Origin of the sequence: Pseudomonas meliae (assembly GCF_001400515.1) — a bacterium.
Lineage (GTDB): Bacteria > Pseudomonadota > Gammaproteobacteria > Pseudomonadales > Pseudomonadaceae > Aquipseudomonas > Aquipseudomonas amygdali.
On sequence record NZ_LJQT01000330.1, the window covers coordinates 1 to 12,109 of the forward strand.

Consider the following 12,109-nt stretch of genomic DNA (forward strand, 5'->3'; position numbering starts at 1 on the left):
TTGATCGGAGAATCCTTAGCCGTTGAAAAGCAAGCACGATCCCATGGTCTACGCTTAGCGCCAGGCACTGCCGAACCACGTTAAAAACAGCTTCTGGCACTGAACACGACACGAAAATGTCATGCAAAAAGCCTAACTTGGCTCAGGTATTGCTGATCTAGACCAAACAATCCGAAACGAACACTTCTTGCAAGAAGTGCACTAGGAGCTCCGAATGAAACATCTTTTGTTGGCATCACTCCTCGGTTCAGCCATGGCAATGAGTTCGCTGGTCATGGCTGCGGACACAGACCTTAAAACGCTGGAGGCTGCGGCCAAGGCTGAAGGTGCGGTCAATAGTCTCGGCATGCCGGATGACTGGGCTAACTGGGGTGGCATCTGGAAAGACCTGGAAACCAAATACGGCCTCAAGCACATGGACACCGACATGAGTTCGGCCCAGGAGATCGCCAAATTCGATGCGGAGAAAGACAACGCCAGCGGTGACATCGGCGACGTGGGTGCCGCGTTCGGCCCTATAGCCGTCGCCAAAGGCGTGACCCAGCCTTACAAGCCAACCACTTGGGAGCAGATTCCGGACTGGGCCAAGGACAAAGACGGCCATTGGGCGCTGGCCTATACCGGCACCATCGCCTTTATCGTCAACAAGAACCTGTTGCACGGCTCTGAAATACCGAAAAGCTGGGCCGACCTGAAAACCGGTAAATACAAGGTTTCCATTGGTGATGTAAGCACTGCTGCGCAAGCAACCAATGGTGTACTGGCCGCAGCCATTGCCATGAAAGGCGACGAAAGCAACATCGAGCCAGGCCTGGCACTGTTCACCGACCTGGCCAAGCAGAAACGCCTGTCACTGGCCAACCCGACCATTCAAACCATCGAAAAAGGAGAAATCGAAGTCGGCGTGGTCTGGGACTTCAACGGTCTCAACTACAAAGCCAAGATGGCCAAACCGGATGACTACGTGGTGCTGATCCCTTCGGACGGTTCGGTGGTTTCCGGCTACACCACCATCATCAACAAATACGCCAAGCACCCGAACGCCGCCAAACTGGCGCGTGAATACACCTTCAGCGATGCCGGTCAGATCAACCTGGCCAAAGGCAATGCGCGTCCGATTCGCGTTGAACACATCAAGCTGCCAGACGACGTGAAAGCCCAGTTGCTGCCGCATGAGCAATACCTCAATGCCAAGCCGATCAAGGACGCAGATGCCTGGGAAAAAACCTCCAAAGCGCTGCCTCAGAAGTGGAACGAGCAGGTCATCATCGAGATGAACTGATTCTCTCCTGCGGCTCAGGGATGAAGTCGTGTACATCGGGCGAGCCAGACTCGCCCGTTCTTTTAAAGCGAGTCGCCCATGAAACACAACGTCATCCTGATCGTGCTCGATGGCCTCAACTACGACGTGGCGCGCCACGCAATGGGCCATCTTCAAGCCTGGCATGATGCTGGCCGTGCCGCGCTCTACAAGCTGGAATGCGAGCTACCCGCCCTCTCCCGCCCCCTGTACGAATGCATATTGACCGGGGTCGCGCCTATCGACAGCGGCATCGTGCATAACAACGTTTCCCGCCTGTCTAACCAGCGCAGCGTCTTTCACTACGCTCGTGACGCCGGCCTGACCACTGCAGCGGCGGCCTATCACTGGTTCAGCGAGCTGTATAACCGCACGCCGTTCGACACGGCACGCGATCGTCATACCGAGGCAACGGAACTACCCATTCAGCACGGGCTGTTCTACTGGGCCGATCACTACCCGGACTCGCACCTGTTCGCCGACGCTGAAAGCCTGCGCCTGAAACATGCACCGAACTTTCTGCTGATTCACCCCATGAACATCGACGACGCCGGGCACAAGCACGGCCTCGACACTGCGCAATATCGCAACACCGCCCGCAATGCCGACATCATTCTGGCTGACTACCTTAAACGCTGGCTGGACGCGGGTTATCAAGTGCTGGTGACCGCCGACCACGGCATGAACAACGACCGCTCGCACAATGGCCTGCTGCCGGAAGAACGCGAAGTGCCGCTGTTCGTGCTGGGTGATGCGTTCAGCCTGAATGTCCATGCAGCGCCACGCCAGACCGACCTGTGCGGCACCATCTGCGAATTGCTCGGCATACATCACGACAAACCGGTCTGCCGGGAGATGCTCAATTGACCCGATTTTCCCGAGGCAAGTGGCTGGGGCTGTTGTGCCTGGTGCCCTTTGCCGTGTTCTTCATTGTGTTTCAGATTGCGCCGCTGCTCTGGGTGGCGATTCACAGCCTGCAAAGCGACGCCGGTTGGGGCTGGGAAAACTTCACCAAAGCGTTCAGCTCGAAGTTCTATCGGCAGGCGATCCAGTACAGCCTGGAGATCAGCTTCTGGTCGAGCCTGTTCGGCATCATCATCTCTGTGCTGGGTGCCTATTCGCTGCGCAAGGTAGACTCGCGGCTGCGCGATTTCGTCAATTCGTTCGCCAACATGACCAGCAACTTTGCCGGCGTTCCATTGGCGTTCGCATTCATCATTCTGCTGGGTTTCAACGGCGCATTGACCCTGATCCTCAAGCAAACCGGGATCATTGATGACTTCAACCTGTACTCCAAGACCGGGTTGATCATCCTCTACACCTACTTCCAGATCCCGCTTGGCGTGCTGCTGCTCTACCCGGCATTTGACGCGGTGCGCGAGGACTGGAACGAGTCGGCGGCGCTATTGGGTGCCAGCAGTTATCAATTCTGGCGCTATATCGGCCTGCCGGTCCTGACCCCTGCGCTGCTCGGTACGTTCGTGATTCTGCTGGCCAACGCGCTGGGCGCGTATGCCACGGTGTACGCCCTGACCACCGGCAATTTCAACGTGCTGCCGATCCGCATTGCCGCGATGGTGGCAGGCGATATCACTCTGGACCCGAACATGGCCAGCGCTCTGGCGATGATTCTGGTCGGCCTCATGACTCTGGTCACAGTCGTCCATCAGTGGCTGTTGAAGAGGAGCTACCATGTCGCGCGCTGAACGACGGCCTGCGGGCATTTACCACAAAACCGTGGTTTACCTGCTGTTCCTGATCCTGTTATTACCGCTGGCCGGGACCTTTCTGTACTCGATTTCCACCAGTTGGTCGGCGACCATTCTGCCCAGTGGCCTGACCTTCAAGTGGTACGTGGCGCTGTGGAGCGATCCGCGTTTTCTGGCGGCGTTCGGCCAGTCACTACTGGTATGCGTCGGCGCGTTGATACTCTCGGTGGTGCTGATTCTGCCGCTGCTGTTTGTCGTCCATTACTACTTCCCGCGCCTCGACGGGCTGATGAACATCCTGATCCTGCTGCCGTTCGCCGTGCCTCCCGTGGTCTCGTCGGTCGGCCTGCTGCAACTCTATGGCTCCGGCCCCATGGCCATGGTCGGCACGCCGTGGATTCTGATCGGCTGCTATTTCACTGTTGCCCTGCCTTTCATGTACCGCGCCATCACCAATAACCTGCAGGCCATCAACCTCACGGACCTGATGGATGCCGCCCAGTTGCTCGGCGCCAGCACCTGGCAGGCGGCTTTCATGGTCGTGCTGCCTAACCTGCGCAAGGGCTTGATGATTGCCCTGCTGCTGTCGTTCTCGTTCCTGTTTGGCGAATTCGTGTTCGCCAACCTGCTGGTCGGCACCCGCTATGAAACCTTGCAGGTCTACCTGAACAACATGCGCAACAGCAGCGGTCACTTCAACAGCGCGCTGGTGATTTCCTATTTCCTCTTCGTGCTGGTGCTGACCTGGGCCGCCAATCGACTGAACAAGGACAAAGACTGAAATGAGTTTTGTCAGCATTGAAAACCTGCAGAAAAGCTATGCCAGCACGTCAGTGTTCAGCGACATCAACTGCAGTATCACGAAAGGCGAGTTTGTCACCTTGCTCGGCCCGTCCGGCTGTGGCAAGTCCACGTTATTGCGCTGCATTGCCGGGCTGACGCCAGTCAATAGCGGGCGCATCCTGCTTGATGGCACTGACCTGGTGCCGCTCACACCACAAAAACGCAACATCGGCATGGTGTTCCAGAGCTACGCGCTGTTTCCCAACATGACCGTCGAGCAAAACGTCGCGTTTGGCCTGCGAATTCAGAAAGTCAGTGCGGCCGACAGCGAAAAGCGCGTTGCCGATATTCTGCGCATGGTCGAGCTGCACGACTTTGCCACGCGTTATCCGCATCAGTTATCCGGCGGGCAATGCCAGCGCGTGGCTCTGGCGCGCTCGCTGGTCACTCGCCCACGCCTGCTGTTGCTTGATGAGCCGCTGTCGGCACTGGATGCGCGAATTCGCAAAAACCTGCGTGAGCAGATTCGCGCCATTCAGCGCGAGCTGGGCCTTACCACGATCTTCGTGACCCACGATCAGGAGGAGGCGCTGACCATGTCCGACCGCATCTTCCTGATGAACGAAGGCCGGATCGTGCAGAGTGGTGACGCAGAAACCCTTTACACCGCTCCGGTTGACGTGTTCGCTGCGGGTTTCATCGGCAACTACAACCTGCTGGAAGCCGAAGACGCCACACGTCTGATGCAACGCCCGATCACCAGCCGCATTGCGATTCGCCCTGAATCGATCCAATTGAGCCTGACCGGCGAACTGGAAGGCGAAGTACGCAGTCACAGTCTGCTCGGCAACGTCATCCGCTACCGGATACAGGCCCGCGGCGTGGAACTGGTGGTCGACGTACTGAACCGCAGCGCCGACGACCTGCACCCGGATGGAAGGCGTGTAACACTGAACATCGAACCGTCGGCGCTCTGTGCTCTGAACTAACCGTGCTCTGAACTGATTTTGTTCTGCACGGATAACGCCACACGCTTGCCGATCAAGACGCCAAGCGTGAAGCTGACAGCTGATTCAACAGACTTTTAGGAGAAACGCACATGCCCCTGGCAATTTTCGACCTGGACGAGACCCTGATCGGCGGCGACTGTGCCACGCTCTGGAGCGAGCAGATGGGTCGCCTGGGCTGGGTCGACTCAACCTCGTTCATGCAGCGCAACGACGAACTGATGGCCGCCTACAGCGCAGGCGAGCTGGCAATGGAAGACTACATGGCGTTCAGCCTTGAACCCATGGCTGGCCGTACGCCTGAAGAAATCGATCATCTGGTAGGCCCGTGGGTTGAGGACGTCATCGAGCCGATCATCTACAGCGACGCCTGCAAATGTATTGCTCAGCATCGCGCCAAAGGCGACCGGATTCTGGTGATCTCGGCGTCAGGTGTGCACTTGGTAAAACCCATCGCAGAACGCCTCGGGATCGACGAAGTGCTGGGTATCGAACTGGACGTGCAACATGGCGTGTACAGCGGTGCCACGGTCGGCGTGCTGACCTATCGGGAAGGCAAGATTACGCGCCTGATGGAGTGGCTGGACGCCGAAGGGGAAAACCTTGAAGGGGCGAGCTTCTACTCGGATTCACGCAATGACCTGCCGCTGCTGCTCAAGGTTGACCACCCCAATGTGGTCAACCCCGATGCCGTGTTACTGGAACACGCGCAGAAAGCAGGCTGGCCGGTGCACGACTGGAGCTGAGTCCAGAGGCACCGACGGGTCAGACCAGGCTTTCGTCGATGACCAGCACGATCTTGCCGGATACCGTGTTGGTCGCCAGCTCTTCGAACGCAGCGTCGGCATCCTTGATCGCAAAGGATTTCGCCAGTTGCGGCTTGAGGCGGCCTTCAGCGAACAGCGGCCAGACGTGCTGGCCCAGGTCGCTGAGCAGGTCGGCCTTGAATGTGTCATCGCGACTGCGCAGGGTCGAACCCATCAACTGGATACGTTTGCCCAGCACGTGCGCCAGATCCACCTGCGCCTCGCGCCCGCTCATGATACCGATCAGCACCCAGCGACCGTCCAGAGCCAGCAGTTTGACGTTGAGTTCGGCGTAGCTTGCGCCCACCGGGTCGAGAATGACGTTGAACGGTGCAAAATCGTTCAGGCCTTCAAGACTTTCGCTACGTACTACGCCCCCCTGTGCTCCCAGTTCGACGCAATAGGCCAGACGCTCGGTCGAACCGACACTGACCCAGACCGGGTTGCCGAACGCTTTGCAAAGCTGAATACCGGCTGAACCAACCCCACTTGCGCCTGCGTGCAACAACACTTTTTCACCCGGCTTGAGGCCTGCCAGCTGAAACAGATTGAGCCACGCGGTGGCATACACCTCAGGGATGGCGGCGGCCTCATGCAGCGACAGCCCTTCTGGAACTGGCAGTACATGTCGCCCGTCGACCACCACTTCTTCAGCCATCGCCCCGCCCGCCAACAGCGCGCAGACGCGGTCTCCGACCACCCAGGACGTGCCCGGACCCACTTCGGCGATCACACCCGAGCACTCCAGACCGAGCGTTTGAGTGACCCCGGGCGGCGGCGGATACTTGCCCTCGCGCTGTAACAGATCGGCTCGATTCAAACCTGCCGCAGCCACTTTGATACGTACCTGCCCCACATCAAGGGCCGGACTCGGCTCCTCGACCCATTCCACATGTCCTTCAACGCCTTGCAACGCCTTCACGGTGCCTCCATAGTGAGTCCAGACTGAGCCCGTGGCTGTTTTGCCCGGGCTTTTGCATTATGCGGCCGGGTCCGAAGGAACCGGCGACCTCAAAGACGGCCTAATATGCGTTATCAATTGTCCTCGCGTCGAATCAGCATGAAGCAATTATTCCCCAGCACTGCCCTCGCACTGTTTGTCGGCCTTAGCGTTTTGCCGATGTCAGCCAGTACCTTTGCCGCCAACAGCTGGGATAATCTTCAGCCGGACCGCGACGAAGTGATTGCCAGCCTCAACGTGGTTGAGCTGCTCAAACGACATCACTACAGCAAGCCGCCCCTGGACGACAAGCGTTCAGCGATTATTTACCAGAGCTACATCAAGCAACTGGACCCCTCGCGCAGCTATTTCATGGCCAGCGACATTGCCGAATTCGACAAATGGCAGTTCCAGTTCGACGACTTCCTCAAAAGTGGCGACCTGAATCCGGGTTTCACTATCTACAAGCGCTACCTGGACCGCATCAAGGCGCGTCTGGACTTCGCGCTGGCTGAGTTGAGCAAGGGCGTTGACAAGCTTGACTTCAATACCAAGGAAACCCTGCTGGTGGACCGCAAGGACGCCGCATGGCCCAAGGACACTGCCGAGCTCGACGAGCTATGGCGCAAGCGCATAAAAGATGAAGTCCTGCGCCTGAAGATCGCAGGCAAGGACCCGGCGAAGATCCAGGAAACCCTGACCAAGCGCTACAAGAATCAGCAGGCCCGTCTGAACCAGACTCGCGCAGAAGATATCTTCCAGGCCTACATCAACACGTTCGCCATGTCTTATGACCCGCACACCAACTACCTGTCGCCTGACAGCGCGGAAAACTTCGACATCAACATGAGCCTGTCGCTGGAAGGCATCGGCGCTGTGTTGCAGAGCGATAACGACAACGTGAAAATCGTGCGTCTGGTCCCGGCAGGACCTGCGGCCAAAACCAAGCAGGTCGCGCCGACCGACAAGATCGTGGCCGTTGCCCAGGGCGACAAGGAAATGGTCGACGTGATCGGCTGGCGTCTGGATGAAGTCGTCAAGCTGATCCGCGGTCCGAAAGGTTCCGTGGTCCGTCTGGAAATCATCCCGGCCAGCAATGCGCCGAATGACCAGACCAGCAAGATTGTCGCCATCACCCGTGAAGCGGTGAAACTCGAAGAACAGGCGGCCAAGAAGTCGATCCTGCACCTCAAACAGGATGGCAAGGACTACAAACTCGGGGTCATCGACATCCCTGCGTTCTATCTGGACTTCAAGGCCTACCGTGCTGGCGATCCGGAATACAAGAGCACCACCCGTGACGTAAAGAAACTGCTTACCGAGCTGCAGGCCGAGAAGGTCGATGGCGTGGTACTGGATCTGCGTAACAATGGTGGCGGTTCGTTGCAGGAAGCGACCGAGCTGACCAGTCTGTTCATCGACAAGGGCCCGACCGTGCTGGTGCGTAACGCCGACGGCAAGGTCGATGTGCTGGAAGACGAAGCCAAAGGCGCGTTCTACAAAGGCCCTATGGCCTTGCTGGTCAACCGCCTGTCCGCTTCGGCATCTGAGATTTTCGCTGGCGCGATGCAGGATTATCACCGTGCGCTGGTGATCGGTGTCCAGACCTTCGGCAAGGGTACCGTGCAGACCATTCAGCCGCTCAATCATGGCGAACTGAAGCTGACACTGGCCAAGTTCTACCGGGTTTCCGGTCAGAGCACCCAGCATCAGGGTGTAGTGCCGGACATCACTTACCCGTCGCTGATCGATACCAAGGAAATCGGTGAGAGCGCGCTGCCCGAGGCCATGCCGTGGGACAGCATCAAACCGGCGATCAAGCCGGCAATCGACCCGTTCAAGCCGTTCCTGGCGCAGTTGCAGGCGCGTCATGAAGCACGTTCGGCGAAAGACGCCGAGTTCGTGTTCATTGAAGACCGTCTGGCGCTGGCCAAGAAGCTGATGAACGAAAAAACGGTCAGCCTCAATGAAGCCGACCGTCGTGCAGAGCATGCGTCCATCGAAAGCAAACAGCTCGCGCTGGAAAACACCCGCCGCAAGGCCAAGGGTGAAGAGCCGCTCAAAGAGTTGAAGAAGGAAGACGAAGACGCGCTGCCGGTGGAAGACGAGAAAACCAAACCCGAGGACGATGCCTACCTGGCAGAGACCGGGCGTATTCTGATCGACTATCTGGGGCTAAGCGCCGCTGTGGCAAAAAAATAAGACAGACTCATTGATGGCCATTTAGCTTCAACGTCATCAAACAGTCATGAAGCTGTCGTGAAATACGGGGCTGAACGCGCAAGCGCTCAGCCCTTTTTTATTCTCTTCGAGACGACCATGACCCTAACCGAGCAGTTGAGCACACTGAGTTCAATTCTGGCTCGTGGTGATTTGCACAGCTTGTTCCAGCCCATCGTGTCGCTATCGGAACGTCGCATTCTGGGTTATGAAGCCTTGACCCGCGGACCGTCCAACAGCGCGTTGCATTCGCCCCTGAACCTGTTTTCCATCGCTCGACAGGCAGGCCGCCTGAGTGAGCTGGAACTGAGTTGCCGTGACAGCGCCTGCCGGCGTTTCAGCCAGCAGAAGTTGCCGGGCAAGCTGTTTCTCAACGTCTCTCCCGAATCGCTGCTCGAAACGTCTCATCCACCGGGCCGCACCCTGGAAATGCTGCGCCGTTATCAAATCGCGCCCAAGGATGTAGTCATCGAACTGACCGAGCAGATGCCCACCGATGATTTCGACCTGTTGTACAACGCGCTGCACCACTACCGCGACATGGGCTTCTCCACCGCGCTGGATGATCTGGGTGCCGGTTATTCGAGCTTGCGACTCTGGTCGGAGCTGCGCCCGGACTACGTGAAAATCGATCGGCACTTCATCGACGGAATTCACCAGGATGCGGTGAAGCGCGAGTTCGTTGGCTCGATGCTGCAGATGGCCAAGGCTTCCAGAGCGACCGTGATTGCTGAAGGCATCGAATTGCCCGAAGAGCTGGCGGCGCTGAAGGACATGGGCGTGGATCTGGTTCAGGGCTATCTGCTTGCCCGTCCGCAAGAGCGCCCGCCACGCGACACCCGCGCCATGCTGCCCAAGGCAGAGACCACCAGCGCGCCGTTGAACGAAGAAGCGGCAGACCTTTCTGCCCTGCTCAACCCGCAACCATCAGTCAGCCAGTCCACGCCCACAGCTGAGGTGCTGGAAGCGTTTCGCAGGCAGGCCAATCTCAATTCGCTGGCCGTGCTGGACGACGAGGCCAGGCCCTGCGGCATCGTCCATAGGCATTCATTGTCCGAGGCACTGCTCAAGCCCTTTGGTACTGAACTGTTTGCCCGCAAGCCAATCAGCCGCCTGATGAGTGATGACTTTCTGGCCGTGGAAGTCAGCCAGTCACTGCAACAGGTCAGCCGACTGTTAACCAGCCGAGCCCGGCAGCGCATCGAAGAGGATTTCATCATCACCTCCAACGGTACCTATCTGGGCCTGGGACGGGTAATCGATGTTCTGAAGCTGATTACCGAGATGAAAATCCAGCAGGCACGTTACGCTAACCCGCTGACCCTGCTGCCCGGCAATGTTCCGATACAGCAATGCCTGACGCGTCTGCTGCAACAGGGCCGCGAATCGGTGATCTGCTATGTGGACATTGACAGCTTCAAGCCTTTCAACGACATCTACGGCTACGCCCGTGGCGATGAAGTGCTGCTGTGTCTCGCGCAGTGTCTGAACGACCGTATCGACCCAAGCAGAGACTTTGTCGGACACATTGGCGGGGATGATTTTCTGATGGTGCTGGGCATTGAGGATTGGGAGCGCCGCCTGAAAACCCTGCTGGATGATTTCCAGAATCAATGCCGACGTTTCTACCGCGCGGAGCATCTGGAAGCCGGTTGCTTCATCGCCCTCAACCGACAGGGGCAGCGTCAGGAATTCCCGTTGTTATCGCTGTCGATTGGCGTAGTGCATCTGCACGAAGAAAGCTGCACGCTGGTCGATGCCAGCCAGCTGGCAGACCTGGCCTCACAAGCCAAACATTTCGCCAAGGACGTTGCTGGCGCGAGCATTCATGTGATCGATTCGACGCGGCTGGATTTATTGGTACAAGCGTGAGGGTAAATGAGCCGAACGTGCGACTTCGCGAGCAAGCTCGCTCCCTCAGGTTCGCTGTTGTGGGAGTGACCGGGCGGCGATCCGCATTACTCACGAAGGGGTCGATACAGCCACTGAAGATTCGGGGGCCGAATCGCTACTGCACCTCCACTTCCGGGTAGCTGTATTCAAACACCCGAACCACTTCGGCGGCGTGCCACGAAGCGGCGGCGACGCCATCTGACGGGCCAGAGAAGCGTCCGAGACGCTCTGCGCATTCAAAAAAACCTGGGCGCGGCAAGCGGCTTGCGCCCTGGCTGATCACCAGCGAGCTGCGCAAAGGCTGTTCCGCGCGGGCGTCCATGGCGGCCAGATGCTCCAGGGCTGCGGTCAGGGTCTGCATGGCCGGACTGGGCAATTGCAAACGCTCGACCAACGCGCGATAGGTCAGCAGATGACGCTGGCGGCGCGCCTGATCGAGCTCATTGAGCAGGCCGTCCCAATGCTGACGGCTGATGCGCACGCTCACGACTCGCCTCGCCAGCCCGGCACTCCAAGCTCCCACGCCAGGCTGCGCTTTATTGCAGCATCCGGCTGACGAGTACCATTCTCGATCAACTCCAGATAAGACGGACTGATGCCGACCGTACGCGCCAGGCTGGCCACTTCAAGACCTTTGGACTCGCGCAGTGCCCGCAACTCATCGAACCCTGGAAGCTCACCGGCAGCGATGCCGGAAGTCGATACAACCGGTTCCTGGCGCGGCTTGCCGACCAACCCGGCAGCCTTCAGCAGTGCCTGGTACTGAGCCCAGGGCAGCACTGCATATTCCGGCTCACCGTCACGGGATATCACTTGAAGATCCATAGAGTCACCTTGTACTATACGACCGCACACTGATCAGGCTTGATTCATAGGCTGGCATCTTAACAGCGGAACGCTATGGCTTGTGTTCAATCGGTGAGACTTACACCTTACCCCGCTCTTTCTCCAACAGCGCCTGAGTCTTGGGCAACTGCTCGACCACGATGAGTTTCTCGGGCGATTGCTGCTCGCGCCATGCACGAAAAGCATCCAGTTCGTCGCTCAAGTGCTTGGTGACCCAAGCCAGCACTGCGATGTCATCGAACATACCCAACCCTGGAATCCAGTCAGGAATAGCGTCCAGCGGGCTGAGGAAATACATCAGGCCCGCGACAATGGACAAAATGGCTTTAGGACTGATGCTTCGGTACTCACCACGCCAGTAAGCCAGACACAAGGCCTGGAGCAAACGCAGATCGTCCTTGAGCTTGCCCAGACGATTACCTTTACTGTTGCCCTTGCGTGCGACTGCAAACAACAACCCTGGCAGTCGCCCCGCTGCCAGCAGACGCCGGGCTCCGGGCTCCGGGCAGATAACGAATAAAATTCCACGGCGCTTTCATACCCACTCCCGTTCAGCAAAATGTCTTTCGATAAAAGCAGATCCGACGAACTGAACCGCCCCGGGT

11 protein-coding genes and 1 pseudogene are annotated in these 12,109 nt (G+C 58.2%); 8 read left to right on the top strand and 4 right to left on the bottom strand.

The window, feature by feature from the left end; genetic code table 11:
* The first annotated feature begins 214 nt into the window (after positions 1-214).
* From ALO64_RS15480 to ALO64_RS15505, 6 genes are all read left to right on the top strand, one after another.
* Positions 215-1,282 (top strand): ABC transporter substrate-binding protein, encoded by a 1,068-nt coding sequence (locus ALO64_RS15480; RefSeq protein ID WP_002552647.1) that lies wholly within the window; start codon positions 215-217, stop codon positions 1,280-1,282.
* Between the two features lie 78 nt (positions 1,283-1,360).
* Positions 1,361-2,167, top strand: coding sequence for an alkaline phosphatase family protein (locus ALO64_RS15485; protein WP_044321053.1), 807 nt, complete (start codon positions 1,361-1,363; stop codon positions 2,165-2,167).
* Positions 2,164-3,006 carry an ABC transporter permease gene (locus ALO64_RS15490; RefSeq protein WP_002552645.1) on the top strand — a complete coding sequence of 281 codons (843 nt, stop codon included), beginning with the start codon at positions 2,164-2,166 and terminating at the stop codon, positions 3,004-3,006. The genes ALO64_RS15485 and ALO64_RS15490 overlap by 4 nt, the downstream gene beginning before the upstream one ends.
* Positions 2,993-3,790, top strand: coding sequence for an ABC transporter permease (locus ALO64_RS15495; RefSeq protein WP_002552644.1), 798 nt, complete (start codon positions 2,993-2,995; stop codon positions 3,788-3,790). Before ALO64_RS15490 ends, ALO64_RS15495 begins: the two co-directional genes overlap by 14 nt.
* A 1-nt stretch (position 3,791) precedes the next feature.
* Entirely contained in the window at positions 3,792-4,781 is a 990-nt protein-coding gene (locus ALO64_RS15500) for an ABC transporter ATP-binding protein (RefSeq protein WP_002552643.1), read from the top strand.
* A 110-nt stretch (positions 4,782-4,891) separates the two neighbouring features.
* The gene (locus tag ALO64_RS15505; RefSeq protein ID WP_002552642.1) at positions 4,892-5,545 is read left to right on the top strand and encodes an HAD family hydrolase; all 654 of its coding nucleotides are present in this window, start codon (positions 4,892-4,894) and stop codon (positions 5,543-5,545) included.
* A gap of 19 nt (positions 5,546-5,564) precedes the next feature.
* Here the strand turns inward: ALO64_RS15505 and ALO64_RS15510 are convergent, their stop codons facing one another.
* Complete coding sequence (locus ALO64_RS15510) at positions 5,565-6,527, bottom strand: NAD(P)H-quinone oxidoreductase (protein ID WP_044317741.1); 963 nt, start codon at positions 6,525-6,527, stop codon at positions 5,565-5,567.
* Between the two features lie 138 nt (positions 6,528-6,665).
* Here ALO64_RS15510 and ALO64_RS15515 point away from each other — a divergent pair, with 138 nt between their 5' ends.
* Both ALO64_RS15515 and ALO64_RS15520 read left to right on the top strand, forming a co-directional pair.
* On the top strand, positions 6,666-8,747 hold the full coding sequence (locus ALO64_RS15515) for a carboxy terminal-processing peptidase (protein ID WP_174517448.1): 2,082 nt from the start codon (positions 6,666-6,668) through the stop codon (positions 8,745-8,747).
* Positions 8,748-8,864: 117 nt separating this feature from the next.
* Positions 8,865-10,637 carry a bifunctional diguanylate cyclase/phosphodiesterase gene (locus ALO64_RS15520; RefSeq protein ID WP_044345129.1) on the top strand — a complete coding sequence of 591 codons (1,773 nt, stop codon included), beginning with the start codon at positions 8,865-8,867 and terminating at the stop codon, positions 10,635-10,637.
* Positions 10,638-10,773: 136 nt separating this feature from the next.
* On the opposite strand, the gene ALO64_RS15525 is transcribed toward ALO64_RS15520, so the two are convergent.
* The 3 genes and pseudogenes from ALO64_RS15525 to ALO64_RS15535 form a co-directional block, all read right to left on the bottom strand.
* A complete protein-coding gene (locus ALO64_RS15525) occupies positions 10,774-11,145 on the bottom strand; it encodes a hypothetical protein (protein WP_002552638.1) in 372 nt (123 codons plus the stop codon).
* Positions 11,142-11,483, bottom strand: a complete 342-nt coding sequence (locus ALO64_RS15530) for a helix-turn-helix domain-containing protein (RefSeq protein WP_044345125.1) — start codon at positions 11,481-11,483, stop codon at positions 11,142-11,144. The genes ALO64_RS15525 and ALO64_RS15530 overlap by 4 nt, the downstream gene beginning before the upstream one ends.
* Before the next feature lie 100 nt (positions 11,484-11,583).
* A pseudogene (locus ALO64_RS15535) lies at positions 11,584-12,043 on the bottom strand (YkvA family protein).
* Positions 12,044-12,109 lie beyond the last annotated feature (66 nt).